Source organism: Streptomyces sp. NBC_00193, from assembly GCF_026342735.1.
Taxonomy (GTDB): Bacteria; Actinomycetota; Actinomycetes; order Streptomycetales; family Streptomycetaceae; genus Streptomyces; species Streptomyces stoeckheimensis.
The window spans coordinates 3967468-3993006 of the sequence record NZ_JAPEMM010000001.1 but is presented as its reverse complement, the minus strand read 5'-3'; the positions used below and the strand labels follow the sequence as shown (position 1 = coordinate 3993006).

Here is a 25539-nt window from a genome sequence, read left to right as displayed (position 1 = left end):
GCGCTGCGCCTAGCCGGCGTTGCGTGCCGCGGAGATCTGGCGGCTCATGATCGTGGTCAGCTCGTACGCGGTGTGCGAGGCCGCGACCGAGGTGATCTCCGCGTGATCGTACGCCGGGGCGACCTCCACGACGTCCGCCGAGACCAGGTTGCAGGAGGAAAGCCCGCGGATGATCTCCAGCAGCTCGCGGGAGGTCATGCCGCCCGCCTCCGGGGTGCCCGTACCGGGCGCGTGCGCGGGGTCCAGCACGTCGATGTCGATGGAGATGTACAGCGGGCGGTCGCCGATGCGCTGGCGGAGCTGGTCCGCGACCTCGTCGGCGCCGCGCCGGTAGACGTCGGCCGAGGTGACGATGCCGAAGCCCATCTTGGCGTCGTCGTCCAGGTCCTGCTTGCCGTACAGCGGGCCGCGCGTGCCGACGTGGGACAGGGCCTCGGTGTCGAGGATGCCCTCCTCGACGGCGCGGCGGAACGGGGTGCCGTGCGTGTACTCGGCGCCGAAGTAGGTGTCCCAGGTGTCCAGGTGGGCGTCGAAGTGGAGCAGCGCGACGGGGCCGTGCTTCTTCGCCACCGAGCGCAGGAGCGGGAGCGCGATGGTGTGGTCGCCGCCGAGGGTCATCAGGCGGGAGCCGTTGCCGATCAGCTCGTCGGCGGCGGCCTCGATCGTGTCGACGGCCTCGTTGATGTTGAAGGGGTTCGCCGCGATGTCGCCGGCGTCGGCGACCTGCGCGAGGGCGAACGGGGAGGCGTCCTGCGCCGGGTTGTACGGGCGCAGCAGGCGGGAGGCCTCGCGGATGGCGTTGCCGCCGAAGCGCGCGCCGGGGCGGTACGAGACTCCGGAGTCGAACGGCACGCCGACGACGGCCACGTCGGCCTTGCCGCCGACCTCGTCGAGGCGGGGCAGCCGGGCGAAGGTCGCCGGGCCCGCGTAGCGCGGGATGCGGGAGGAGTCGACGGGGCCGCGCGGCTGCGTGCTCATGAGGGGCCTTCCGGGGAGGTGTGCGGTGCGGTCCTTCGAGCGTAAACGGACACCCCGGGCAGGCGAAGTGTACGTTTCATCCATCCGGCTCCCTCGATATGTACGGAGTATCCACCCATGGAAGCCCCGCCCACCCCGCCGGTCGCACTCGGCCGACTGCTCGCCGACCACGAACTGGGCCTGCGCCACCTGGCCGGCCCCGCCGAGGCCGAACTGCACGGGGTCCACGCCTCCGAGATGGCCGACCCGTCCCCGTACCTGCTGGGCGGCGAACTCCTCCTGACGGCGGGGGCGGGCCTCGCGGGGGTGGACGCCGGTCCGGCGGGAGCCGGGCCCGCCGACGTCCGCCCCGGCCACGGGGGCGCGGGGCACGCGGACACCCAGAGTGCCCACACCGAGCGGGCCCACACCGAGCGGGCCCACACCGAGCGGGCCGGCACGGACCCGGCCGGGACGGTGCCGGCCGGCACCGTGCACGCGGATGCCGGGCTCGCGGCGGGCGGGCTCGCGGCGGGCGGGGCGATCGACGCCGGACCGTACATCGCGCAGCTGGTCCGGGCCGGGGTCGGAGCTGTCGGGTTCGGGGTGACCCCGGTGCACAAGACCGTGCCCGGGGCCCTGATCGAGGCCTGCGAGCGGTACGGGCTGCCCCTGGTGGAGGTGCCGCCCGGGACCCCGTTCACCGCGGTCGGCCGGAGCGTCTGGCGGCTGATGGCCCGGGCCCGGACGGCCGAGCTCCGCCGGGTGACCGAGGCCCAGCAGTCCCTGGCGGCGGCCGCCGCCCGCCCGGACCCGGTGCCGGCGGTCCTGCGCCGGCTGGCGGCGACCCTGGGCGGCTGGGCCGGCCTCCTCCCCGCCGGCCGGCCGGACGCCCCGTCGGCCACCGGGCGGGAAACCGCCGGAGCGGGCACCGCCCGGCCCGCTGCCACCGGGACAGGAACCGCACCCACGCCCACCGCCGGGGCGGGCATCATCCAACCCGCAGCCACCTGGGCAGGGGCCGGGCCCACGCCCACCGCCCGGGCGGGCACCGGCCAACCCGCAGCCACCGGAACAGGAGCCGCACCCGCACCCACCGCCGGGGCGGGCACCGTCCGGCCCGCAGCGGCCGGGACCGGAACCGCACCCGCACCCACCGGGACAGGAGCCACACCCACGCCCACCGCCGGGCCGGGCATCGTCCGGCCCGGGGCCACCGTGGCCGAGGCCGGGCCTGTCGTGCCGGAGGGTGCGGGCGCCCGCCGGGAGCAGGGCAGCAGGGCGGAGCCCGGAGGCCCCGGCACCCCCACCGTCTACGCCGGAACGGTGCCCGCTCCCGGGGTGATCGACGCACTCGGCGCGCTCGCCCGACGGGTCGCACCCGGCTCCGCGGCCACCGCGACGGCCGCGCACGACGGTCTCCACCTCAGCGTCCACGCCCTCGGCGGCGGCCGGGTCCTGGCCCTGGCGACCCCCTCACGGGCCCCCGGGGACCACACCGTCGCCTCGGTGGCGGCCGTACTGCTGACCCTGCTCACCGCCCGCCGCCCGGCCGGGGCGGAGGCCGCCCTGACCCGGCTGCTGCTCGGCGGGGATCCGGCCGGGGCGCTGGGCCCCGGGCCCTGGTACGCCGTCCACGCCCGCGGCACCGGGGACCCGCGGGCCCTGGCGGCCGCGCTGGGCACCGTACTGCTGGACCCGCGCGGGGACTCCGTACGCGAGGACACCCCGCACACGGGCCCCGCGCCCGCGGGCCCCCCGCACGCGGACTCCGTACGGCTGCTCACCGACCGCGAGCCCGGCCCACAGCCCGGGTGGCGGCTCGGGGTGAGCGCCCCGACCCGGCCCGAGGGCCTGCCCGGCGCCGACGCGCAGGCCCGGCGGGCCCTGGACCGTGCCGAAGCGGCCCGCACCCCGCTGGCCCGCCACACCGAGCCCGGCCTCGCGGGCCTGGTCGGCGCGGCCGAGGCCCGGGCCCACGCCGAGGCCCTGCTCGGCCCCCTCTCCCCCGCCCTGCGCGACACCCTGCGCGCCTGGCTGGCCCACCACGGCAGCTGGGACCGCAGCGCGGCCGCGCTCGGGATCCACCGCAACACCGTCCGCCAGCGCATCGCCCGCGCGGCCGCCCTCCTGAGCTCCGACCTGGACGATCCCGACACCCGGATGGAGCTGTGGTTCGCGCTCCGGCATCTCGACGGCCCGGACGCCCCGTAGGGCCCGGGCCCGCCGTCAGCCGTGTCGCGGCGGGCGACGGGCGGGGCGACGCTGAGGACATGAACCGGCCGGACAGTTCCTCGGAACCCTCGGAACACTCGGAACCCTGGGGGCCCTCGGAGCCCCCGGGGCCCTCGGAGCCCGCGCACTGGGGACCGCGCCCACCCCAGCAGCCGCCTCCGCCTCCGTACCCGTACCCCTACCCCCCGCCGCCCCGGCGCCGCCGCTGGCCCTGGGTGCTGCTCGGCCTGCTCCTGCTGCTGCTCGGCGGCTGCGCCGCCCTCTTCGCCGTCTTCGTCGGCGAGGTGTCCGAGGAGGCCGCACGGCCCGCCCGGATCACGTACGCGGCCACCGGGAACGCCTCGGGCGTGGCCATCACCTACTCGACCTGGCGCGACGGGAACCTGTCCACCAGCCAGGTCGGCGACCGGACCCTGCCCTGGACCAAGGAGATCACCACGAAGGGCTTCGTCAAGGGCGGCTCCCTCGTCGTCACGCTGGGCCCCGACGGCGGCACCGCCACCTGCTCGGTGACCGTGGACGACTCCGCGCCCATCACGGCGACGGCCACCGGCCCCTTCGCCTCGGCCGTCTGCAACGGTTTCTGAAGGACGCCGGGGGAGGCGCCGGGGGAGGCGCCGGGCGACTCCGGGCCGACGTGCCCCACCTCACTCTGGACAGCGAGACCAACTCGCCGGTAACTTAATCTGAGCAAGCGCTTAGATTGGGCGGCTGACTGCCGCGACGAAGGGAGTCGGCCGTGCGCCGTACGGTGTTCAACGAGGACCACGAGGCGTTCCGCGAGACCATCCGCGCCTTCATCGAGGCCGAGGTCGTCCCGGTCTACGACGAGTGGTTCGCAGCCGGCCAGGCCCCGCGCGAGTTCTACTACAAGCTCGGCGAGCTGGGCATCTTCGGGATCAACGTCCCCGAGGAGTTCGGCGGCGCGGGCCTGGACACCCACAAGTTCGAGGCCGTCCTCTACGAAGAGACCTCCCGCGCGGGCGTCAACTTCGGCGGCTCCGGCGTGCACGTGCTGCTCGCCCTGCCCTACATCAAGATGCTGGCCGACATCGAGCAGAAGAAGCGCTTCCTGCCGAAGTTCGTCTCCGGCGAGGAGATGTGGGCCCTGGCGATGACCGAGCCGGGCACCGGTTCCGACGTCGCGGGCATGAAGACCACCGCCAAGCTCTCCGAGGACGGCACGCACTACGTCCTCAACGGCTCCAAGACCTTCATCACGGGTGGCGTGCACGCCGACCGCGTGATCGTCTGCGCCCGCACCTCCGCCCCGAGCGAGGACGACCGCCGCTTCGGCATCTCCCTCTTCGCCGTGGACACCAAGTCCGAGGGCTACTCCATCGGCCGCAAGCTCGACAAGCTCGGCCTGCGCACCTCCGACACCGCCGAGCTGGCGTTCGTCGACGTGAAGGTCCCGGTCGAGGACCTGCTCGGCGAGGAGAACAAGGGCTTCTACTACCTCGGCGCCAACCTGCCGTCCGAGCGCTGGGGCATCGCCTTCGGCGCGTACGCGCAGTCCAAGGCCGCCGTCCGGTTCGCCCAGCAGTACGTGACGGACCGCACCGTCTTCGGCAAGCCGGTCGCGCACTTCCAGAACACCAAGTTCGAACTGGCCGCCTGCCAGGCCGAGGTGGACGCCGCCGAGGCCGTCGCCGACCGCGCCCTGGAGGCCCTGGACGCCGGTGAGCTCACCGCCGCCGAGGCCGCTTCCGCGAAGCTGTTCTGCACCGAGGTCGCGCACCGCGTCATCGACAAGTGCCTCCAGCTGCACGGCGGCTACGGCTACATGAACGAGTACCCGATCGCCCGCCTGTACGCCGACAACCGCGTGAACCGCATCTACGGCGGCACCAGCGAGGTCATGAAGTCCATCATCGCCAAGTCGATGGGCCTGTAGGCGTCTTACGCTTCCCCCCATGAACGAGGCACTGACGACGCTCCTCGATCTGCTCGACCTGGAGCAGATCGAGGAGAACATCTTCCGCGGTACCAGTCGTTCCGCGCTGGTACCGCGGGTCTTCGGCGGTCAGGTCGCGGCCCAGGCCCTGGTCGCGGCCGGCCGTACCGTGCCCGAGGACCGCACCGCGCACTCGCTCCACTCGTACTTCCTGCGCGCCGGGGACCCCGGCGCGCCGATCGTGTACTCGGTCGACCGGATCCGCGACGGACGCTCCTTCACCACGCGCCGCGTCGTCGCCGTCCAGCACGGCCAGCCGATCTTCCACCTCTCCGCGTCCTTCCAGACGTACGAGGAAGGGCTCGACCACCAGGCCGAGATGCCCGACGCCCCCGATCCGGAGACCCTCCCGACGGCCGCCGAATCCCTCCCGCTCTACCGGGAGATCTTCCGCAACCCGGGCACGGTGGAACGGCTCATCGAGGCGCGCGGAGCCGTGGACCTGCGGTACGCGACCGTCCCGCCCTGGGGCAGCGTCGGCGAACCGGTCGAACCGCGCTCGCAGGTGTGGTTCCGTACCGCCGGCAAGCTGGAGAGCGACGACGCGCTCCTGCACACCTGCCTGGCCACGTACGTATCCGACATGACCCTGCTCGACTCGGTGCTGCTCGCGCACGGGAAGGGCGGATGGGCGGTCGGCGACGTGGTCGGCGCCTCGCTCGACCACGCGATGTGGTTCCACCGGCCGTTCCGCGCCGACGAATGGCTGCTGTACGACCAGGAGTCCCCCTCGGCCGCCGCCGGGCGCGGTCTGGGCCAGGCCCGGATCTGGACCCAGGACGGCAGGCTCGCCGTGACGGTCATCCAGGAGGGCGTGGTGCGCGTCCCGCGCGCGTAGTCCGGCCGTCCGACATAACGTCACACCATGTCCAGCAGCGATGCGATGGTGAACGGAAGCGGAAGCGGCGACCCGGACGCGGGACCGGGCGAGGACGAGAGCGTCGGCACGGTCGTCGTCGCCGTGGTCACGAACCTCGGCATCGCCGCCGCCAAGGCGGTGGGCGGGGTCATCAGCGGATCGAGCGCGATGCTCTCCGAGGCGGCGCACTCGGTGGCCGACACGGTGACCGAGGTGATGCTCCTGACCGCGCTGAAGCGGAGCGCGAAGCCGGCGGACGAGGCGCACCCGCTGGGGTACGGACCCGAGCGGTACATCTGGGCGCTGCTGGCGTCCATCGCCACCTTCGTCGGCGGCGCGGTGTTCGCCGTCTACGACGGCATCCACACCCTGATGCACGGGGAGGACCCCGGAAACCCGACGCTCTCCTACATCATCCTGGCCGTCGCCGCCGTCCTGGAGGGCTACTCCCTGCTGGTTGCCTGGCGGCAGGTCAAGGGCGAGGCGGTGCGGATGAGCGCGCCCCTGGGGCTGTACGTGAAACACACCCCGGACACGGCGGTGAAGGCCGTCCTCCTGGAGAACGTGGCCGCCCTGATCGGGCTGGCGCTGGCCGCGGGCGGCCTGCTCGGGGCGCAGCTCACGGGATCGGGCGTGTACGACGGGGTGGCCTCGCTGCTGATCGGGCTGCTGCTGGTGTGGGTGGCGTGGGAGCTCGGCCGCTCGAACGCGCAGTACCTGATCGGGCGGCCGCTGCCGGAGGGGATGCGGGCGGAGGTGCGGGAGGAGCTGCTGTCGGTGCTGCACATCGAGGGCGTGCTGGAGCTGACCACGCTGGTGCAGGGGCCGTCGGAGGTACTGATCGCCGCGAAGATCGACTTCCACGATCTGGCGTCCGCGGCGCAGGTGGAGGCGGCCTGCGAGATCGCCGAGGAACAGCTCCGGGACCGCTTCCCGGCGATCCGCCGGGTGTACCTGGACCCGACGCCGTCACCTCCCCCCTCTCCCCCTTCCCCTTCTTGACGCACGAGAACGGCGCCCCGGGGGTCCCGGGGCGCCGTTCTCGTGGGGTGGACTCAGTTGCCGAGCTTGGCCTTGAGGTCCTTCTTGACCTGGTTCTTCACCGTGTTCTTGTTGACCTTGTTCAGGTTCCCGCCCTGGCCGCTGCCGTCGCCGCCGACGGCGGTGGCGTCGCCGGTGTTGATGGCGTCGGCGCTGGAGTTGCCGCCCGTGGCGTTTCCGGTGTAGATCGTGCACTTGCCCTTGCAGCTGCCGACGCTGCTGTCGGCGTTGCCGCCCTGCGAGGTGCCGCCGACGGTGGTGTTCTCGGCGTTGGCGTCGCCGCCGGTGCCGATGCCGTCTGCGCTGTCGTCCTGGAGGACGGACACCGCGTGCTGCGGGGCGGCCGTGGGGGCTGCCATCGCCGTGGCGGGGAGGGCGATGCCACCGCCCAGCAGGGCGACGGAAGCGGAGGCGAGGACGATGCGGCGGGTCGACAGGATCTTGAACATGGCCGTTCTCCATTCGGAAAAGAAAAGGAAAGAAGAGGAGGGATTCGGGGTGATTCCCTGCCCTCTTATTTCTTCCGGTGTTTCCCGGTGAGGGCGTACTTCAAATAAACCCGATGGCGGGAATCCCGTCACGCCACTCACATTCGGGGCTTGACGGATACGGTCGATCTTGATAGCCCCTCCTCCATTCACGGGAACGCACGCCGGACGCCGGAGGGGCTTGGCCTCTCCGGCGTCCGTGGTGTCCGTGGCACGCGACGGCGCCCCGGGGATTCCCGGGGCGCCGCTGTGTGGGGTGGCTTGCTGGGCTCAGTTGCCGAGCTTGTTCTTGAGCTGGTTCTTGATCGTCTGCTTGTTGACCTTGTTCAGGTTTCCGCCCTTGCCGGTGCCGTCGCCGCCGACGGCGGTGGCGTCGCCGGTGTTGATGGCGTCGGCGCTGGAGTCGCCGCCGCGGGCGTTTCCGGTCTTGATGTCGCACTTGCCCTTGCAGCTGCCGACGCCGCTGTTGGCGTCGCCGCCGCGGGAGTCGCCGCCGACGGTGGTGTTCTCGGCGTTGGCGTCGCCGCCGGTGCCGATGCCGTCTGCGCTGTCGTCCTGGAGGACGGACACCGCCTGGTGCGGGACGGTCGTGGGGGCTGCCATCGCCGTGGCGGGGAGGGCGATGCCACCACCCAGCAGGGCGACGGAAGCGGAGGCGAGGACGATGCGGCGGGTCGACAGGATCTTGAACATGGCCGTTCTCCATTCGGAAAAGAAGGGGGGTCCGAGAATCATTTCCGGGGAAAGGGTCCGGGGCGATTCCCTGCCCTCTTATTTCTTCCGGTGTTTCCCGGTGAGGGCGTACTTCAAATAAACCCGATGACGGGAATCGCGTCACGCCACTCACATTCGGGGCTTGACGGAGATGGCCGATCTTGATACTTCCCGTTCGCCCCCGGGCCCGATGGGCGGCTGCGGGCGGTTCGGCCCTGCGGGGCGAAGTCCCCTACCCGCCCTTCCACCGTTCCCCGGGCGCTGCCCGGACCCCGGTCCTCAAGCGCCGGACGGGCTGAAGCGAGGGTCCCGGGCTGCGCCCGGCCCCCCTGGGGCTCCGCCCCAGACCCCGGTCCTCAAACGCCGGACGGCTGAAAAGACCCAGCGCCGGCCCAATCCAGCCCCACGGGGGTCCCGGCACAATCCAGCCCCGCCGGCCCCTGAGGCGCGGGGGCACGGGGGCTGGCCCCCGCAACGGCGCCGCACCCGGCAAACGGGTCCCGGCCCAATCCAGCCCCGCCGGCGTTTGAGGCGCGGGGGCACGGGGGCTGGCCCCCGCAACGGCGCCGCACCCGGCAAATGGGCCCTGGCCCAATCCAGCCCCGCCGGCGTTTGAGGCGCGGGGGCACGGGGGCTGGCCCCCGGAACGGCGCCGCACCTGGCAGCGGGTCCGGGGCGGGGCCCCGGGGAACGGGCGAAGGGCGGGGAGGGGACTCGGCGCCGCGCAGCGGCGTGCCCGGGGCCCCGCCCCCCGCGTGAGGCGCCCGGGCCGGGCCCCCGCGTGAGGTGGCTAGAGGAGGCCCGCCGCCGCGAGGAGGTACGCGACCATCGGGTCGTAGAAGCGGGGGTCACGGACGTGGTCGTCCAGCGGCACCGCCACCTGGAGCGTGCCCTCGGCCTCGCCCAGGAACAGCGCCGGGTCGTTGCAGTCGGCGTAGCCCACCGCGTCCAGCCCGCGCTGCGCCGCGCAGCCCGCCCAGCCGTGGTCGGCGACGACCAGGTCGGGCTGGGGGCGGCCGTGGGCCGCCAGCGCGTCCAGGATCGCCGCCATCGGCTCCGGGGAGTGCGTGTGCCACAGCGTCGCGCCCCGCTCCAGGACCGCGACGTCCGCGAACTGCCACACCGAGCCCTCGTCGGCGACGAGCCCCGGCGGGATCACCACGATCTCGCAGCCCGCGGAGCGCAGCGCATCGGCCGTGGCCCGGTGCACGTCCAGCAGCCCGCCCGGGTGCCCCGTGGCCAGCAGCACGCTCTGCCGGTCGAGCGCGGCCTTGCGCAGCCGCGCCGCCATCCGGTCCAGGGCGGCGACGGTGAGCTCGGGGTCGATGGTGTCCTGGCCGACGCGGTGCGCGGGGTCGTCCACGACACCGCAGCGCTCCGCCATCACCGCGAGCACGTCCTGCTCGTCCGTCCAGCGGTCGCCCAGCTCCAGGCCCAGCCAGTAGTGGCGGTCGCCGTTGGCGAGCTTGCGGTAGTGGGAGAGGTTGTTGTCGCGCGGGGTGGCGACGTCTCCCGCGATCCGCGTGCGGACCAGGTGGTCGATGAGTTCGGCTCGGCTGGGGACAGGCGTCTCTATCGGCTTCGGCATGCGGCCCATTCTGCCGCCGCGCGCCCGGAGCCGTCCCTTCCATCCCGCCCCCCGGACACCGCGGCCGCCCCGCCTCATCCCGACAGCGCCCCGAAGGCCCCGTTGGCGAGCCGTCGCAGCAGGGACTCCGTGGCGTCCCGGCCGAGGGCCGCCAGGTGCGGGGTGGAGTTGAGCAGGCCGAAGACCGCGTGCACGGAGACGCGTACCTCCGCCTCGCCCACCTCGGGGTGCAGCTCCCGTACGACGTCGACCCACAGCTCGACGTACTTGCGCTGGAGCTGCCGTACGAGCTTGCGGTCGGCCTCGCGCAGCCGGTCCAGCTCCCGGTCGTGGAGGGTGATCAGCGCCCGGTCGTCGAGCGCGAAGTCGATGTGGCCGTCGATGAGGGAGGCCAGTACTCCGGACGGGTCGCCGGCCGCCTCCTCCACCCGGCGCCGGCCGCCCGTGAGCAGCCGTTCGCTGATGCCGACGAGCAGCTCGGCGAGCATCGCGTCCTTGCCGGCGAAATGCCGGTAGAGGCCGGGGCCGCTGATGCCCACCGCGGCCCCTATCTCGTCCACGCCCACGCCGTGGAAACCGCGCTCGGCGAAGAGGCGCGCCGCCTCGCCGAGGATCTGCTCGCGCCGGGTCGGGGCGGCCGCTCTGGTGCTCATGGGAATCCATTCTAGACAGGGCCGTTAGCGGTCGTTAACCTAAGTCCCACATGCGTTAACGCTCATTAACCGAATGAACCGGAGCGCACCGAGCAAGGGAGCTCGACCGATGCAGCAGGCACCAGTGCTGACGAGCGCCGCCGACCCGGCGTCCGACGCCTGGCGGGCCAACGAGGCCGCCCACCGCGAGCTCTCCGAGGGCCTGCGGGCCCGGCTGGAGGCGGCCCGGCTCGGCGGCGGCGAGAAGGCCCGCGCCCGGCACACGGCCCGCGGAAAGCTGCTGCCGCGCGACCGCGTGGACGCCCTCCTCGACCCCGGGTCCCCCTTCCTGGAGCTGGCCCCGCTGGCCGCCGAGGGCATGTACGGGGGTGCGGCCCCGGCCGCCGGGGTGATCGCCGGCATCGGCCGGGTCAGCGGCCGCGAGTGCGTCATCGTCGCGAACGACGCCACCGTCAAGGGCGGCACGTACTACCCGATGACCGTGAAGAAGCACCTGCGCGCCCAGGAAGTGGCCCTGGAGAATCGTCTCCCCTGCCTCTACCTGGTCGACTCGGGCGGCGCCTTCCTCCCCATGCAGGACGAGGTCTTCCCCGACCGGGACCACTTCGGCCGCATCTTCTACAACCAGGCCCGCATGTCGGGGGCCGGCATCCCGCAGATCGCCGCCGTCCTCGGCTCCTGCACGGCGGGCGGCGCCTACGTGCCGGCCATGAGCGACGAGGCCGTCATCGTCCGCGGCCAGGGCACGATCTTCCTCGGCGGCCCGCCGCTGGTGAAGGCCGCCACCGGCGAGGTGGTCACGGCCGAGGAGCTGGGCGGCGGCGAGGTCCACTCCCGGATCTCCGGGGTCACCGACCACCTCGCGGAGGACGACGCCCACGCGCTGCGGATCGTACGGAACATCGTGGCGACCCTGCCCGAGCGCCAGGCCCTGCCCTGGTCGGTCGAGGCCCCCGAGGAGCCCAAGGTCGACCCGTACGGGCTGTACGGCGCGGTCCCCGTCGACTCCCGCACCCCCTACGACGCCCGCGAGATCATCGGCCGGATCGTGGACGGCTCCCGCTTCCAGGAGTTCAAGGCGGAGTTCGGACAGACCCTGGTCACCGGCTTCGCCCGGATCCACGGACACCCGGTCGGGATCGTCGCCAACAACGGCATCCTGTTCTCCGAATCGGCCCAGAAGGGCGCGCACTTCATCGAGCTGTGCGACCAGCGCGGCATCCCGCTCCTCTTCCTCCAGAACATCTCCGGCTTCATGGTCGGCCGGGACTACGAAGCGGGCGGCATCGCCAAGCACGGCGCCAAGATGGTCACGGCCGTGGCCTGCACCCGGGTCCCCAAGCTCACCGTGGTGGTCGGCGGCTCGTACGGCGCGGGCAACTACTCGATGTGCGGCCGGGCGTACTCCCCCCGCTTCCTGTGGATGTGGCCCAACGCCAAGATCTCGGTGATGGGCGGCGAGCAGGCGGCCTCCGTCCTGGCCACGGTCAAGCGCGACCAGATCGAGGGCGCGGGCCAGGAATGGCCCGCCGAGGACGAGGAGGCCTTCAAGGCCCCGGTCCGGGCCCAGTACGAGGAGCAGGGCAACGCCTACTACGCCACGGCGCGGCTGTGGGACGACGGGGTCATCGACCCGATGGAGACCCGGCAGGTGCTGGGACTGGCCCTGACCGCGTGCGCGAACGCTCCCCTGAGCGACTCGGGCTTCGGCATCTTCCGTATGTGACGTGAGGACCTCACTGATGTTCAGCACTGTTCTGGTCGCCAACCGGGGCGAGATCGCGGTCCGCGTCATCCGCACGCTGCGGGAGCTCGGCATCCGTTCCGTGGCCGTCTTCAGCGACGCCGACGCGGACGCCCGGCACGTACGGGAGGCCGACACGGCCGTCCGCATCGGCCCGGCGGCGGCCGCCGAGAGCTACCTGTCGGTGGAGCGGCTGCTCGACGCGGCGCGCCGCACGGGCGCCGAGGCCGTCCACCCCGGCTACGGCTTCCTCGCGGAGAACGCCGCCTTCGCGGCCGCCTGCGCGGACGCGGGCCTGGCCTTCATCGGGCCGCCGGCCGCGGCGATCTCCCTGATGGGCGACAAGATCCGCGCCAAGGAGACCGTCAAGGCGGCGGGCGTGCCCGTGGTCCCCGGTTCCTCGGGCAGCGGGCTGTCCGACGCCGAACTGGTCGCAGCCGCCGAGAAGATCGGCATGCCGGTCCTGCTGAAGCCCTCCGCGGGCGGCGGCGGCAAGGGCATGCGGCTCGTACGGGACTCCGCGCTGCTCGGCGAGGAGATCGCGGCGGCCCGGCGCGAGGCGAAGTCCTCCTTCGGCGACGACACCCTGCTCGTGGAGCGCTGGGTGGACCGGCCCCGGCACATCGAGATCCAGGTGCTGGCGGACGCCCACGGGAACGTGGTCCACCTCGGGGAGCGCGAGTGCTCGCTCCAGCGGCGCCACCAGAAGGTGATCGAGGAGGCGCCGTCGGTCCTGCTGACGCCGGAGCTGCGGGCCTCGATGGGCGCGGCGGCGGTGGAGGCGGCGCGGTCCTGCGGATACGTCGGCGCGGGCACGGTGGAGTTCATCGTCCCGGGCGGGGACCCCTCCTCGTACTTCTTCATGGAGATGAACACCCGGCTCCAGGTGGAGCACCCGGTGACCGAACTCATCACCGGGCTGGACCTGGTGGAGCAGCAGCTCCGGGTCGCGGCGGGCGCGGAGCTGGGCTTCGGCCAGGCGGACGTCACCCTCACCGGGCACGCCATCGAGGCCCGCGTCTGCGCGGAGGACCCCGCGCGCGGGTTCCTGCCCTCCGGCGGCATGGTGCTGGCACTGTCGGAGCCGTCCGGCGGCTCCGTCCGTACGGACTCCGGGCTCGCGGCGGGGGTCGACACCGGCTCCACCTACGACCCGATGCTGTCGAAGGTCATCGCCTACGGTCCCGACCGGGCGGCTGCCCTGCGGGTGCTGCGGGGTGCGCTCGCGGACACCGTGATCCTGGGCGTGCAGACCAACACGGGCTTCCTGCGCCGCCTGCTCGCGCACCCGGACGTGGTGTCGGGCGACCTGGACACCGGGCTGGTGGAGCGGGACCTGTCCCAGCTCCTCCCGGACGGGGTGCCTGCGGAGGTGTACGCGGCGGCCGCACTGCTTTCCTCCCCCCACCCCGCCCCTTCCCGAAACCCTGCCGGGGGCTGGGTCGACCCGTTCGACTCCGCCAACGGCTGGCGCCTCGGCGGCACCCCCGCCTGGGCGGTCCACCACTTCCGCCTCCCGGGCCAGGACCCGGTCACGGTCCGCACCCGCCCCGCCGGAACGGGCCCGGACACGGAACTCCTCCTCGGCGACGCGGATGGCGCACCGGCCCGGGGCCGGATCGTGCACCGCACCCCCGACCACCTCACGGTCGAACTCGACGGGGTCACCCACCGGTTCAGCCACGCCACCTCCCCGGAGGGGACCTGGCTCGGCCGCGACGGCGACTCCTGGCACGTGCAGAAGCACGACCCGGTCGAAGCGAACCTCCGCGGCGCGGGCCGCGGCGGCGCCGACACCCTCGCCGCCCCCATGCCCGGCACCGTCACCGTCGTCAAGGTCGCCGTCGGCGACAAGGTGGCCGCCGGACAGAGCCTGCTCGTCGTCGAGGCCATGAAGATGGAGCACGTCATCTCCGCCCCGCACGCCGGCACCGTCACCGAACTCGACGTCACCCCCGGCACCACGGTCGCCATGGACCAGGTACTGGCCGTGGTCACCCCGGACGAGGAGGAGAAGGACGCGTGAACGGGCTTCCGATGAGCTTCCCGTACGAGGGCCTCCCGGCCCGGGTCCGGATCCACGAGGTGGGCGCCCGCGACGGGCTGCAGAACGAGAAGACGACCGTCCCGACCCACGTGAAGGCCGAGTTCGTGCACCGGCTGGCCGCCGCCGGTCTCACCACCATCGAGGCCACCAGCTTCGTGCACCCCCGGTGGGTCCCCCAGCTGGCCGACGCCGACGAGCTGTTCCCGCTCCTGGCCGACGTGCAGGCCGCGCTGCCGGTCCTGGTCCCCAACGAGCCCGGCCTCGACCGCGCGCTCGCCCTCGGGGCCACCCGGATCGCCGTGTTCGGCTCCGCCACCGAGACCTTCGCCTCCCGCAACCTCAACCGCACCGTCGCCGGGTCCCTCACGATGTTCGAGCCCGTCGTGGCCCGCGCCAAGGACCACAAGGTGCACGTCCGCGGCTACCTCTCCATGTGCTTCGGCGACCCCTGGGAGGGCCCGGTCCCGGTCCACCAGGTGGTCGGCGTCGCCAAGGCCCTCCTCGACCTCGGCTGTGACGAGCTGAGCCTCGGCGACACCATCGGCGTCGCCACCCCGGGTCACGTGCAGGCCCTCCTCTCCGCGCTCAACGAGGAGGGCGTGGGCACCGACCGGATCGGCGTGCACTTCCACGACACCTACGGCCAGGCCCTGTCCAACACCCTCGCCGCGCTCCAGCACGGCGTGATCACCGTCGACGCCTCCGCGGGCGGCCTCGGCGGATGCCCGTACGCCAAGAGCGCCACCGGCAATCTCGCGACCGAGGACCTCGTCTGGATGCTCGACGGCCTCGGCATCGAGACCGGGGTCGACCTGGCCGCCCTCACCGCCACGAGCGTGTGGATGGCCGAGCAGTTGGGGCGACCCAGCCCCTCCCGTACCGTCCGCGCCCTCTCCCACAAGGAGTAACGAAGACCATGGCCCTCGACCACCGGCTCACCCCCGAGCACGAGGAACTCCGCCGCACCGTCGAGGCGTTCGCGCACGATGTGGTGGCGCCCAAGATCGGCGACCTGTACGAGCGGCACGAGTTCCCGTACGAGATCGTCCGCGAGATGGGCCGCATGGGCCTGTTCGGCCTGCCCTTCCCGGAGGAGTACGGCGGCATGGGCGGCGACTACCTCGCCCTCGGCATCGCCCTGGAGGAGCTGGCCCGCGTCGACTCCTCGGTCGCCATCACCCTGGAGGCCGGCGTCTCGCTCGGCGCGATGCCCCTGTACCTCTTCGGCACCGAGGAGCAGAAGCAGCAGTGGCTGCCGCGGATGTGCTCCGGCGAGATCCTCGGCGCCTTCGGCCTGACCGAGCCCGGCGCGGGCAGCGACGCCGGCGGCACGCGCACGACCGCCGTCCGGGACGGCGACGAGTGGGTGATCAACGGCTCCAAGTGCTTCATCACCAACTCCGGTACGGACATCACCGGTCTGGTCACCGTCACCGCCGTGACGGGCCGCAAGGCCGACGGACGCCCCGAGATCTCCTCGATCATCGTCCCCTCCGGGACCCCGGGCTTCACGGTGGCCGCCCCCTACTCCAAGGTCGGCTGGAACTCCTCGGACACCCGCGAGCTGTCCTTCGACGGCGTACGGGTCCCGCTGGCCAACCTGGTCGGCGAGGAGGGCCGCGGCTACGCCCAGTTCCTGCGGATCCTCGACGAGGGCCGCGTGGCCATCTCGGCGCTCGCGACGGGCCTGGCGCAGGGCTGCGTGGACGAGTCGGTGAAGTACGCCAAGGAGCGGCACGCCTTCGGCAAGGCGATCGGCGACAACCAGGCCATCCAGTTCAAGCTGGCGGACATGGAGATGCGCGCCCACATGGCGCGGATCGGCTGGCGCGACGCGGCCTCCCGGCTCGTGGCCGGGGAGCCCTTCAAGAAGGAGGCGGCCATCGCGAAGCTGTACTCCTCGACGGTGGCGGTCGACAACGCGCGCGACGCCACGCAGATCCACGGCGGCTACGGGTTCATGAACGAGTACCCGGTGGCCCGCATGTGGCGCGACTCCAAGATCCTGGAGATCGGCGAGGGCACGAGCGAGGTGCAGCGCATGCTGATCGCCCGTGAGCTGGGGCTTTCGGGCTGACGGTAGGTGGTGGTGCGGTACGGGGCCCTCCTCACGGAGGGCCCTTTATCGTTTTCAGCCAAGGTTAGGCTAACCTTCCTATCGAACGCCGAGCCACCCAGTACGCACGAAAGTGGACACCCCATGCCCAAGTCCCGCTCCTCCCTCCTCACCCGCCGCGGCCTGATCGCGGCAGGCGGCGCCCTCGGCCTCGTGGCCGCGCTCACCGCCTGCGGCGGCAGCGACTCCGCGAAGGACGGTTCGGGCGACAAGGGCACGGGCGGCGGCGCGGCGGCCTGGAGCTTCAAGGACGACATGGGCAAGGACGTCACCGCCAAGTCCACGCCGAAGAACATCGTCGCCTTCACCGGCACCGCGGCCGCGCTCCACGACTACGGGGTCGGCGTCAAGGGCGTGTTCGGCCCGACGAAGACCGCCGACGGCAAGGCCGACGTGCAGGCCGGCTCGATGGACGTCTCCAAGGTCGAGATCATCGGCAACGTCTACGACGAGTTCAACGTCGAGAAGTACGCGTCCCTGCAGCCCGACCTCCTGGTGACCAACACCTGGGAGAAGGACAGCTACTGGTACCTGCCGGAAGCCTCCAAGGACAAGATCCTGAAGCTGGCCCCGGCCGCCGCCATCGGCGTGGGCGGCGACGTCACGATGGACAAGGCCCTGGCCCGCACCGCGGACCTCGCGAAGTCCCTGGGCGCCGACCTGAACGACAAGAAGACCGTCGACGCCAAGGCCCGCTTCGAGGCCGCCTCCGCGAAGCTCCGCGAGGCCACCAAGGCGAACCCCGGCATCAAGGTGCTCGTCGGTTCCGGCGCCGCCGACCTGTTCTACGTCTCCACCCCGGCCACCTCCGCCGACCTGAAGTACTTCCAGTCCCTCGGCGTCGAGTTCGTCACCCCGGACAAGGTCGAGGGCGGCTTCTTCGAGAGCCTCAGCTGGGAGAACGCCGGCAAGTACCAGGCCGACGTGATCCTCCTCGACAACCGCACCGGCACCCTCCAGCCGGAGGAGCTGAAGGCCAAGCCGACCTGGGCCGAGATGCCGGCCGTCAAGGCCGGTCAGATCACCCCCCGCGTGACCGAGCCGATCTACTCCTACGAGAAGTGCGCGCAGATCGTCGAGGAGCTCACCAAGGCCATCCAGAACGCCAAGAAGGTCAGCTGACCCCTGACCGTCCGGCCCCGGCGCCTCACCCAGGCGCCGGGGCCTTCTGCTTCGCCCGTCATCGCCGATCCCAGGGGGGACCCTCCGCATGACCGCCCACGCCGCCGACAGCGCAGACACCGCCGACACCGCACCTGAGGAATCGATCCCCCACTTCCGGTTCTTCGAGCTCGAAGTGCTCCGCACGCGCCGCCTCGGCCACTCCTTCCTGCGGATCACCTTCGGCGGCGCCTCCCTCGCCGGCTTCCGCTCGGGCGGCTACGACCAGAGCCTCTCCCTCTTCCTGCCGCCCGCCGGCCGGGAGCACACGGTGCTGCCCTCCACGGGCGAGGACACCTGGTTCGCGGACTGGCGCGGGATGCCGGACGAGGAGCGCCCGGTGATGCGCTCGTACACGGTCCGCGAGCAGCGCCGGACCTCCGGCGGCGTGGACGAGGTGGACATCGACTTCGTCCTGCACGGCACCTCCTCCCCCGCCTCCTCCTGGGCGGGCCGCGCGGTGACCGGCCGCCGGATCATGGCCATCGGCCCGGCCGTCGCGGAGAACAAGTCCGTACGTTTCCAGCCACCGGCCGGCACCGACGCCGTCCTGATGTACGCCGACGAGACCGCCCTGCCCGCGGCCTCCGCGATCCTGGACCGGCTCCCCGCGGGTACCCCGGTCAGGGCCTGGTTCGAGGTCCCGCACGAGGACGACCGGCTGTACCTGCCGACGTCCGCCGACGCGGACGTCACCTGGGTCGTACGGGAGCCGGGCGCCGGCCGGGAACGCACCGACCGGGTGCTGGAGGCGCTCCGCGCGGCCGAACGGCCCGCCGCCACGTCCCCGTACGCCTGGATCGCGGGCGAGTCCGCGACGATCCGCGCGGTCCGCAGGCACTTCGTCCAGGACTGCGGCATCGACCGCCGCAGTGTCCGCTTCACCGGCTACTGGCGCCTCGGCGCAACGGAGGACGACCTCCTGGCCGAGGCCTACGCGGGCCGCTCCCCCGACGAGGACCCGACGGCGGCGCTCTAGCGGCTCCGGGGGCGCCCCGGCGGCCCTCTCAGTGGCGTTCCCGGGTGAAGACCGTCCAGTGCCACGCCGCACCCCGGTAGCGGCTGTCGAACTCCTCCACCGGCGTCCAGCCGCGCATCCACCCTCCGCGGCCGTGGTACTTCGCCCGGCACGAGCACGTGCACTCGGGCAGGCGTGCGCCCTTGCACGCCGCGTTGCACTTCTCGTCCGGGTTGTACTCACGTCCGAGGACGATCCGCTCGTGAGAGCGCAGCAGCTTCCCCGTGACGCTCAGGAAGTGCCGCTTGGCGAACGTCCAGCACTTCCTGTCGCCGTTCCACTGGAGGCTGTGCGTGGTGGGCAGGAGACCGGCGACCAGCCGCTCGTGGTCCCGCATGCTGCGCCGGGGCAGCCAGATGCCGGTCGGGCCGCTACCGGGCAGGGCGACGGCCGGAAGGTGACCGCCGCCCTGGGCGGGAAGCCAGGGGGGTGCCGGCACAGGCGTGTTGTCCTCCGCCCGCGAGGACCGTCGGGATTCGTCGTGGAAGACCCGGTGGACGTAGCCGCTCCTGCCCCTGAGCGTCGCCGGCGTCGCCCGGGTGCGCCGGTACCTGCGCAGCAGCGGGTCTTCCTTGGCCAGGAACCCCAGAGCCTGCCGTCCGGACGCCGCGCAGCGGAAGGGCATGTCCCGCGAGAGCCAATGCGGGAGGATCCTGTCCTGCTCGACCCTGACGATCTGGCCGCAGCTTCCGCATATGGGTTCCTTCTCCACGGAGGTACGCCTCTCAACGGGTGGAACAGCCGCGCCACTTCGGGATCCTAGACGGAGCGTCAGCTCGGCGGAACGGGCGCTCCGCAAGCCGTCGTCAGGACCACGGGACGTCCGGCGCCTGGTAGAAGGTGACGTCCTGGGCGTCCAGGCGGGGTCCCTGGGCCGACAGGCGTCGGGCGTACGAGGTCCAGTCGCGGGTGGTGGCCGGGGACCAGCCCAGTTCCGCCAGGCCCAGTACGCGGGGGAAGGCCATCAGTTCCCAGTCCCCCCGCGTCGCGATGGTCTCCGTCCACAGGGGGGCCTCCACTCCGAGGACCGCCGACTCCGGGAGGCCCGGCAGGTAGGTGCCCGGGTCCCAGTCGTAGGCGCGGCGCACCGGTACGTACCCGGCCCAGGCCAGTCCCGGCTTCGTCTCCTTGTCGTACTTCATGTCCAGGTAGAGCCGGTCCGCCGGGGACAGGATCACCGGGCTGCCCGCCTTGGCCGCCGCGGTCACCGCCGCCTTCTCGGCGGCCGCCGTGCGGTCGTGGCCCCAGTACTGGAGCACCGCCCCCGGGGCCGGGCGGGCCGTCGCGAGCTGGTGCCAGGCCACCACCGTCTTGCCGTGCTCGGCCACGACCGCCTGGGCCCGGTCCATGAAGGCCGCGTAGTCCGCCGCGGGCGTGGAGTGGGCCTCGTCGCCGCCGATGTGCAGGTACTTGCCCGGGGTCAGCTCCGCGAGCTCCCCCAGCACCTGGTCGATGAACTCGTAGGTCCGCTCCTTGCCCACGCACAGCGAGCTGAAGCCGACCTTGATCCCGGTGTAGCGCTCGCGCGCCTTCCCGTCGCAGTTCAGCTCCGCGTAGGCGGCCTGCGCGGCGTTCACGTGGCCGGGCATGTCGATCTCCGGGACCACGTCCACGTACCGCTCCGAGGCGTACGCCACCAGGTCCCGGTACTCGTCCTTCGTCCAGTGCCCGCCGGGGCCGCCGCCGACCTCGCTCGCGCCCCCGTACTCCGCCAGCCGCGGCCAGGAGTCGATCGCGAGGCGCCAGCCCTGGTCGTCGGTCAGGTGCAGGTGCAGGGTGTTGACCTTGTACTGCGCGAGCTGGTCGACGTACCTCTTGACCTGCTCCACCGTGAAGAAGTGCCGGGCCACGTCCACCATCGCCCCCCGGTACGCGAAGCGCGGCGCGTCCGTGACCGTGCCGCCCGGCACCGTCCCCGGCCCGGACACCGGCAGGAGCTGGCGCAGCGTCTGCCCGGCGTGGAAGAGGCCCGCGGGCGTACGGGCGGTGAGGGTGACCCCGCCGGGCCCGGACTCCAGCCGGTAGCCCTCCTCCCCCGCCGCATCCTGCGCGTCCCCGGTGGATCCGTCGATCCGCAGCCGGATCCCGTCGCCCTCCGCGCCGTCGACCACGGGCAGCGGCAGCCCGCTGGGGCCGCGCAGCTGCTCGGCGAGGAGTTCGCCGACCCTGCGGACCTCCTCGTCGTCGGAGAGGCCCCTACGGATGCCCGTACGGATGACCGTGCCCGGACCGAAGGAGTACCCCGGCCCTTCGGCCCGGGCGGAGACGGGCGCCGGCAGGAGCCGTTCGTAGGGCGCGAGCGCGGCCGGGGGCTCGTCGCCCGGCCGGGCGTCGTCCCCCCTGGCGGCACTGCTGCAGGAGGCGGCCGCGGGGACGGCGGCGAGGGCGAGGAGGGCGGCGAGCACGCGTCGCGGGACTCTCATGCGCATAGGTATAGGCCAACCGGGCCCGTGGGGCCGGTGCAAGAATCCGAGGATGGCGGAAATCATCCAGAAGGACGGCACATGGACCTTCGACGGGGACGCGGTGCGCATCGTGCCGGGCCGCGACAAGGGGGTGGGCCTGCTGCGCCAGACACTGGGCGAGGTACTCGTCCCGCTGCGCGCGCTGGCCGGGATCTCCTACGAACCGGGCCGCAAGGCGGGCCGGCTGCGCCTGCGGCTGCGTGACGGCGCCGACCCGCTGCTCCAGGTGACGGGCGGCCGGCTGCCGGAGGCCTCCGACCCGTACCGGCTGACCGTGGAGCCGGACCGCGGCGGGGTGGCGGAGTACTTCGTGGACGAGGTGCGCAATGCCCTGCTGCTGGACCAGGTGGACCCCGGGCCCGCCGACTCCTACCTCCTGCCGGGCCCGGCGGTGCCGATCACGGTCGGCGCGGGCGACGGGACGGCGGCCTTCGACGGGGACCGGGTGTCCCTGGAGTGGAACTGGACGACGGAGGAGGCGAAACGGTCCGGCGGGGCCCGGGAGTTCCGGGTCGCGGACCTGCGGTCGGTGGAGTGGGCCCCGTCCCGGGGGCTGGAGAACGGGTGGATCCGCTTCGCTCTGGCCGGCGCCGGCCAGAGCGCGGCGCCGAAGTACGACCCGTACACGGTGGAGCTGTTCGGCTTCAAGAAGGACCCCTTGATGGCACTGGTCGCGGCGGCGGTCGCGGTGCGCATGCCGCACCCGGCGGCGCCCGCGCAGGAACCCGCGCCGGAGCCCGGCCAGGCCCTCGCCCCGCCCCTCGCCCCGGCCCTTCCTCCCGTTGCCGCGGCGGCCCCGGCCGCCGCCCCGGCGGAGGACCACGACGCCCTGCTGCGCCGACTGCGCGAGCTGGGGGAGCTGCATCAGGCGGGGATCCTCACGGCCGACGAGTTCACGACGGCGAAAGCGGCGATTTTGGGTCGTTTCTGACCACCTAAGACCGGAATTCCCCCCTCCTCTGGTCCAGACCAGCGCGATCCTGCCCGATTTCGGGCAGGATTTTTGCGTTCTGCCGCTCGTACCGCCAATATCGACGGATGCCCGACCGCCGCCCGTCGCACGAGGACCTCGTCGACCACTTGGTGCGCAGCACCTCGCTCCAGCGGGGCGAAGCCGCCCGAGTGGTGCTCGACGTCCTCGCGTACTTCGACGAGAGCACCGAGGAGTTCGTCCGTCGGCGCCACCGTGAGCTCCAGTCCGGGGGCGCGGTCAACGCGGACATCTTCGAGCGGATCGCGGCCGAACTGCCGCACCGCGCGGTCGCACCGCCGGAGCTCTCGCTCCGGCAACTGCGCCGCATCGTCTACGGCTGAGCACCACCCCGGCCACGCGCCGGGGCGCTGCAGGGGCAGCGGCAAGAGCAACCGAACTTCAGGAGGGGAAAGACCTTATGTGCGGAATCGTGGGTTACATCGGCAAGCGTGACGTGGCACCGCTGCTGCTGGAGGGCCTGCAGCGGCTGGAGTACCGCGGGTACGACTCCGCGGGCATCGTCGTCAACAGCCCGAAGGCCGCGGCCCTGAAGGTCGTCAAGGCCAAGGGCCGCGTACGCGAGCTGGAGTCCCGGGTCCCCAAGCGCTTCGCCGGCACCACCGGCATCGCCCACACCCGCTGGGCCACCCACGGCGCCCCGAGCGACCTGAACTCCCACCCGCACCTGGACGCCGACAACAAGGTCGCCGTCGTCCACAACGGCATCGTCGACAACGCCTCCGAGCTGCGCTCCAAGCTGGAGGCCGACGGGGTCGTCTTCCTCTCGGAGACCGACACCGAGGTGCTCGTCCACCTCATCGCAGGCGCCCAGGCCGAAACCCTGGAGGAGAAGGTCCGCGAGGCGCTCAAGGTCGTCGAGGGCACCTACGGCATCGCCGTCATGCACGCCGACTTCCCCGACCGCATCGTCGTGGCCCGCAACGGCTCCCCGGTCGTCCTCGGCATCGGCGAGAAGGAGATGTTCGTCGCCTCGGACATCGCCGCGCTCGTCGCCCACACCCGCCAGATCGTCACCCTCGACGACGGCGAGATGGCGACGCTGAAGGCCGACGACTTCCGGACCTACACCACCTCCGGTACGACGACCACCGCCACGCCCGAGACCGTGGAGTGGGAGGCCGCCTCCTACGACATGGGCGGCCACGACACGTACATGCACAAGGAGATCTCCGAGCAGGCCGACGCGGTCGACCGCGTCCTGCGCGGGCGGATCGACGACCGCTTCAGCACCGTCCACCTGGGCGGCCTGAACCTGGACCCGCGCGAGGCGCGCGGCATCCGCCGCGTCAAGATCCTGGGCTGCGGCACCTCGTACCACGCCGGCATGATCGGTGCGGGCCTCATCGAGAGCCTGGCCCGCATCCCCGCCGACGCCGAGCCCGCCTCCGAGTTCCGCTACCGCAACCCGGTCGTGGACCCCGACACCCTCTACATCGCGGTCTCCCAGTCCGGTGAGACGTACGACGTGCTCGCGGCGGTGCAGGAGCTCAAGCGCAAGGGCGCCCGCGTCCTCGGCGTGGTCAACGTGGTCGGCTCCGCGATCGCCCGCGCCGCCGACGGCGGCGTGTACGTGCACGCCGGCCCCGAGGTCTGCGTCGTCTCCACCAAGTGCTTCACCAACACGGTCGTCGCCTTCGCGCTGCTCGCCGTGCACCTGGGCCGCATCCGCGACCTGTCCGTCACCGACGGCAAGCGGATCATCGACGGCCTGCGCAAGCTGCCCGCGCAGATCCAGGAGATCCTGGACGGCGAGGAGGACATCAAGAAGCTGGCCGCCGAGTACGCCGAGGCCAAGTCGATGATGTTCATCGGTCGCGTCCGGGGCTACCCGGTGGCCCTGGAGGCCTCCCTGAAGCTCAAGGAGATCTCCTACATCCACGCCGAGGCCTACCCGGCCTCCGAGCTCAAGCACGGTCCGCTCGCGCTCATCGAGCCTTCGCTGCCGACGGTCGCGATCGTCCCGGACGACGACCTGCTGGAGAAGAACCGCGCGGCGCTCGAGGAGATCAAGGCCCGCAGCGGCCGGATCCTTGCGGTCGCCCACACCAAGCAGGAGAAGGCCGACCACACGATCCTCGTGCCCAAGAACGAGGACGAGCTGGACCCGATCCTGATGGGCATCCCGCTGCAGCTGCTGGCGTACCACACCGCCCTCGCCATGGGCCGGGACATCGACAAGCCGCGCAACCTGGCGAAGTCCGTCACGGTCGAGTAGGTCGCGCAGACCGCATAGGCCGCACGCACGAGGAAGGCCCCCGGGGATCCCCCGGGGGCCTTTTCGTACGGACGGTGCGTGAACCGTCAGCTCGCGGCGACCGCGCCGCGCGAACCCTTCCCGAAGGCCATCGGCCAGCTCGCCAGCGCCGCGGTGGCCCCGTACCAGGCCAGCAGTCCGGAGAGCGCCGCCACCCAGCCGGCCGCCTTGGCCAGTCCGTCGCTCTCGGCGAAGGTGCCTATCGCCAGGAGCAGCAGGGAGAGGGTGAACAGGCCGTACACGCCCTGCCCGAACAGCCCGCCCGAGGCCGAGGCGGTGAGGGTCAGTGCCAGCATGGCGAACAGGACGAGGAACAGTCCGGCCGCGTGTGCCGAAACCTTTCCGTCGGCCCCGTTGGCCCAGGTGAACCAGAAGGCGCCGATGCCGGCGAAGGCCGTGCCGTTGAAGCCGTTGCCGCCGCGGTATTCGAGGATTCCGAGGACGAACAGGGCGAGTCCGCCGAGGAACGTCGCGAGCGACACGGAGTTGGCCACGGTCACACCGTCGATGATGCCGGTGTTGCCGATACCGAACGCGAGAAGGGTGAGACCCAGGGCGATGTGCCCGAGGGTCGAAGTCGAGGCCGTGCTTCCCGCAGAGACACCATTGTCCACGGCGGGCTCCCTTCGATCTGCAGTTGTTTGCTGCGTCCCAGCAGCCTTTATCTACCCCTTACATGGGGGTGCACAACCGCACAATCGACATACAGTCGGTTACGGGATGACAACGACGGGTCGCTGCGCCCGCTTCGCCAGCCGGCCCGCCACCGATCCGAAGATCCGGCCGACGATCCCGTGCGTGGAGCCGACCACGATGGCGTCCGCCGAGTACTCCCGGCCGACCTCCTCCAGCTCGTGGCAGATGTCCCCGCCCCGCTCGACGAGGATCCACGGAACCTCGGACAGGTAGTCGGCGCAGGCCAGCTCCAGCCCCAGCACCTCGGTCCGGTGGTCCGGCACGTCCACGAAGACCGGCGGCTCGCAGCCGGCCCACACGGTGGTGGGCAGCCGGTTCGCGACGTGGACGATGATCAGACCGGAGCCCGAGCGACGGGCCATGCCGATCGCGTACGCGAGGGCGCGCTCACTGGACGTGGAGCCGTCGAAGCCCACCACGACCCCGTGCCGGAAGGCCGGGTCGCAGGGATGACGTGGTTGTTCCACCGCGCGCAGGTCGGCCGATTCTGGATCGGCGAGGCGTTTGCGCTTGCGGTCCGCGGGTTCGGAGAATTCGTGACCGGCCATGGGT

23 protein-coding genes are annotated in these 25539 nt (G+C 72.4%); 14 read left to right on the top strand and 9 right to left on the bottom strand.

Annotated elements, in window-relative coordinates; translation table 11 throughout:
* Window positions 1-9: 9 nt before the first annotated feature.
* Entirely contained in the window at window positions 10-978 is a 969-nt protein-coding gene (gene speB, locus OG898_RS17760; protein ID WP_266877754.1) for an agmatinase, read from the bottom strand.
* 117 nt (window positions 979-1095) lie between these two features.
* Between speB and OG898_RS17755 the strand changes: the two genes are divergently transcribed.
* The 5 genes from OG898_RS17755 to OG898_RS17735 all read left to right on the top strand — a co-directional run bounded on the left by OG898_RS17755 (window position 1096) and on the right by OG898_RS17735 (window position 7010).
* A complete protein-coding gene (locus OG898_RS17755) occupies window positions 1096-3171 on the top strand; it encodes a helix-turn-helix domain-containing protein (RefSeq protein WP_266957927.1) in 2076 nt (691 codons plus the stop codon).
* Window positions 3172-3407: 236 nt separating this feature from the next.
* Window positions 3408-3779 (top strand): hypothetical protein, encoded by a 372-nt coding sequence (locus OG898_RS17750; RefSeq protein WP_266957925.1) that lies wholly within the window; start codon window positions 3408-3410, stop codon window positions 3777-3779.
* 152 nt (window positions 3780-3931) lie between these two features.
* Complete coding sequence (locus OG898_RS17745; protein ID WP_266957923.1) at window positions 3932-5089, top strand: acyl-CoA dehydrogenase family protein; 1158 nt, start codon at window positions 3932-3934, stop codon at window positions 5087-5089.
* A gap of 19 nt (window positions 5090-5108) precedes the next feature.
* A complete protein-coding gene (gene tesB, locus OG898_RS17740) occupies window positions 5109-5987 on the top strand; it encodes an acyl-CoA thioesterase II (RefSeq protein ID WP_266957921.1) in 879 nt (292 codons plus the stop codon).
* A 45-nt stretch (window positions 5988-6032) separates the two neighbouring features.
* A complete protein-coding gene (locus tag OG898_RS17735) occupies window positions 6033-7010 on the top strand; it encodes a cation diffusion facilitator family transporter (RefSeq protein ID WP_266960306.1) in 978 nt (325 codons plus the stop codon).
* Window positions 7011-7063: 53 nt separating this feature from the next.
* Here OG898_RS17735 and OG898_RS17730 read toward each other — a convergent pair whose 3' ends face one another.
* The 4 genes from OG898_RS17730 to OG898_RS17715 all read right to left on the bottom strand — a co-directional run bounded on the left by OG898_RS17730 (window position 7064) and on the right by OG898_RS17715 (window position 10492).
* Window positions 7064-7498, bottom strand: coding sequence for a hypothetical protein (locus OG898_RS17730; RefSeq protein ID WP_266957919.1), 435 nt, complete (start codon window positions 7496-7498; stop codon window positions 7064-7066).
* 309 nt (window positions 7499-7807) lie between these two features.
* Window positions 7808-8230, bottom strand: coding sequence for a hypothetical protein (locus OG898_RS17725; RefSeq protein WP_266957917.1), 423 nt, complete (start codon window positions 8228-8230; stop codon window positions 7808-7810).
* Window positions 8231-9041: 811 nt separating this feature from the next.
* A complete protein-coding gene (locus tag OG898_RS17720; protein WP_250741306.1) occupies window positions 9042-9848 on the bottom strand; it encodes a phosphatase in 807 nt (268 codons plus the stop codon).
* A gap of 65 nt (window positions 9849-9913) precedes the next feature.
* The gene (locus tag OG898_RS17715) at window positions 9914-10492 is read right to left on the bottom strand and encodes a TetR/AcrR family transcriptional regulator (RefSeq protein WP_243337072.1); all 579 of its coding nucleotides are present in this window, start codon (window positions 10490-10492) and stop codon (window positions 9914-9916) included.
* Window positions 10493-10601: 109 nt separating this feature from the next.
* Between OG898_RS17715 and OG898_RS17710 the strand changes: the two genes are divergently transcribed.
* From OG898_RS17710 to OG898_RS17685, 6 genes are all read left to right on the top strand, one after another.
* Entirely contained in the window at window positions 10602-12218 is a 1617-nt protein-coding gene (locus OG898_RS17710; protein ID WP_250741304.1) for a carboxyl transferase domain-containing protein, read from the top strand.
* Window positions 12219-12234: 16 nt separating this feature from the next.
* On the top strand, window positions 12235-14262 hold the full coding sequence (locus tag OG898_RS17705) for a biotin carboxylase N-terminal domain-containing protein (protein ID WP_250741302.1): 2028 nt from the start codon (window positions 12235-12237) through the stop codon (window positions 14260-14262).
* A gap of 11 nt (window positions 14263-14273) precedes the next feature.
* Entirely contained in the window at window positions 14274-15191 is a 918-nt protein-coding gene (locus tag OG898_RS17700; protein ID WP_266960304.1) for a hydroxymethylglutaryl-CoA lyase, read from the top strand.
* An 8-nt stretch (window positions 15192-15199) separates the two neighbouring features.
* The gene (locus OG898_RS17695) at window positions 15200-16360 is read left to right on the top strand and encodes an acyl-CoA dehydrogenase family protein (RefSeq protein ID WP_250741300.1); all 1161 of its coding nucleotides are present in this window, start codon (window positions 15200-15202) and stop codon (window positions 16358-16360) included.
* Window positions 16361-16483: 123 nt separating this feature from the next.
* Entirely contained in the window at window positions 16484-17521 is a 1038-nt protein-coding gene (locus tag OG898_RS17690; RefSeq protein WP_266957914.1) for an ABC transporter substrate-binding protein, read from the top strand.
* 88 nt (window positions 17522-17609) lie between these two features.
* A complete protein-coding gene (locus tag OG898_RS17685) occupies window positions 17610-18539 on the top strand; it encodes a siderophore-interacting protein (protein WP_266957912.1) in 930 nt (309 codons plus the stop codon).
* 28 nt (window positions 18540-18567) lie between these two features.
* Here the strand turns inward: OG898_RS17685 and OG898_RS17680 are convergent, their stop codons facing one another.
* Together OG898_RS17680 and OG898_RS17675 are read right to left on the bottom strand one after the other, a co-directional pair.
* Window positions 18568-19290: a hypothetical protein gene (locus OG898_RS17680; protein ID WP_266957910.1), complete on the bottom strand. Its 723-nt coding sequence runs from the start codon at window positions 19288-19290 to the stop codon at window positions 18568-18570.
* Window positions 19291-19384: 94 nt separating this feature from the next.
* Window positions 19385-21001, bottom strand: a complete 1617-nt coding sequence (locus tag OG898_RS17675; RefSeq protein WP_266957908.1) for a beta-N-acetylhexosaminidase — start codon at window positions 20999-21001, stop codon at window positions 19385-19387.
* Window positions 21002-21053: 52 nt separating this feature from the next.
* On the opposite strand from OG898_RS17675, the gene OG898_RS17670 reads away from it, so the two are divergent.
* The 3 genes from OG898_RS17670 to glmS all read left to right on the top strand — a co-directional run bounded on the left by OG898_RS17670 (window position 21054) and on the right by glmS (window position 24252).
* A complete protein-coding gene (locus OG898_RS17670) occupies window positions 21054-21974 on the top strand; it encodes a DUF4429 domain-containing protein (protein WP_250741294.1) in 921 nt (306 codons plus the stop codon).
* Window positions 21975-22081: 107 nt separating this feature from the next.
* Window positions 22082-22357, top strand: coding sequence for a hypothetical protein (locus OG898_RS17665; RefSeq protein ID WP_250741293.1), 276 nt, complete (start codon window positions 22082-22084; stop codon window positions 22355-22357).
* A gap of 77 nt (window positions 22358-22434) precedes the next feature.
* Entirely contained in the window at window positions 22435-24252 is a 1818-nt protein-coding gene (gene glmS / locus OG898_RS17660) for a glutamine--fructose-6-phosphate transaminase (isomerizing) (RefSeq protein ID WP_250741292.1), read from the top strand.
* Between the two features lie 86 nt (window positions 24253-24338).
* Here glmS and OG898_RS17655 read toward each other — a convergent pair whose 3' ends face one another.
* Both OG898_RS17655 and OG898_RS17650 read right to left on the bottom strand, forming a co-directional pair.
* Window positions 24339-24905: an acetate uptake transporter gene (locus OG898_RS17655; RefSeq protein ID WP_250741290.1), complete on the bottom strand. Its 567-nt coding sequence runs from the start codon at window positions 24903-24905 to the stop codon at window positions 24339-24341.
* A 99-nt stretch (window positions 24906-25004) separates the two neighbouring features.
* On the bottom strand, window positions 25005-25535 hold the full coding sequence (locus tag OG898_RS17650; protein WP_214951587.1) for a universal stress protein: 531 nt from the start codon (window positions 25533-25535) through the stop codon (window positions 25005-25007).
* Window positions 25536-25539: the final 4 nt, after the last annotated feature.

Bases quoted from the DNA above. Each gene is read 5' to 3' on its own strand.
- OG898_RS17720 (WP_250741306.1), bottom strand. From the start codon at position 9,848: ATGGGCCGCATGCCGAAGCCGATAGAGACGCCTGTCCCCAGCCGAGCC.
- OG898_RS17685 (WP_266957912.1), top strand. From the start codon at position 17,610: ATGACCGCCCACGCCGCCGACAGCGCAGACACCGCCGACACCGCACCT.
- OG898_RS17690 (WP_266957914.1), top strand. From the start codon at position 16,484: ATGCCCAAGTCCCGCTCCTCCCTCCTCACCCGCCGCGGCCTGATCGCG.
- OG898_RS17650 (WP_214951587.1), bottom strand. From the start codon at position 25,535: ATGGCCGGTCACGAATTCTCCGAACCCGCGGACCGCAAGCGCAAACGC.
- OG898_RS17705 (WP_250741302.1), top strand. From the start codon at position 12,235: ATGTTCAGCACTGTTCTGGTCGCCAACCGGGGCGAGATCGCGGTCCGC.
- OG898_RS17695 (WP_250741300.1), top strand. From the start codon at position 15,200: ATGGCCCTCGACCACCGGCTCACCCCCGAGCACGAGGAACTCCGCCGC.
- OG898_RS17710 (WP_250741304.1), top strand. From the start codon at position 10,602: ATGCAGCAGGCACCAGTGCTGACGAGCGCCGCCGACCCGGCGTCCGAC.
- OG898_RS17670 (WP_250741294.1), top strand. From the start codon at position 21,054: ATGGCGGAAATCATCCAGAAGGACGGCACATGGACCTTCGACGGGGAC.
- OG898_RS17715 (WP_243337072.1), bottom strand. From the start codon at position 10,492: ATGAGCACCAGAGCGGCCGCCCCGACCCGGCGCGAGCAGATCCTCGGC.
- tesB (WP_266957921.1), top strand. From the start codon at position 5,109: ATGAACGAGGCACTGACGACGCTCCTCGATCTGCTCGACCTGGAGCAG.
- speB (WP_266877754.1), bottom strand. From the start codon at position 978: ATGAGCACGCAGCCGCGCGGCCCCGTCGACTCCTCCCGCATCCCGCGC.
- OG898_RS17700 (WP_266960304.1), top strand. From the start codon at position 14,274: ATGAGCTTCCCGTACGAGGGCCTCCCGGCCCGGGTCCGGATCCACGAG.
- OG898_RS17730 (WP_266957919.1), bottom strand. From the start codon at position 7,498: ATGTTCAAGATCCTGTCGACCCGCCGCATCGTCCTCGCCTCCGCTTCC.
- OG898_RS17735 (WP_266960306.1), top strand. From the start codon at position 6,033: ATGGTGAACGGAAGCGGAAGCGGCGACCCGGACGCGGGACCGGGCGAG.
- OG898_RS17755 (WP_266957927.1), top strand. From the start codon at position 1,096: ATGGAAGCCCCGCCCACCCCGCCGGTCGCACTCGGCCGACTGCTCGCC.
- glmS (WP_250741292.1), top strand. From the start codon at position 22,435: ATGTGCGGAATCGTGGGTTACATCGGCAAGCGTGACGTGGCACCGCTG.
- OG898_RS17665 (WP_250741293.1), top strand. From the start codon at position 22,082: ATGCCCGACCGCCGCCCGTCGCACGAGGACCTCGTCGACCACTTGGTG.
- OG898_RS17675 (WP_266957908.1), bottom strand. From the start codon at position 21,001: ATGAGAGTCCCGCGACGCGTGCTCGCCGCCCTCCTCGCCCTCGCCGCC.
- OG898_RS17725 (WP_266957917.1), bottom strand. From the start codon at position 8,230: ATGTTCAAGATCCTGTCGACCCGCCGCATCGTCCTCGCCTCCGCTTCC.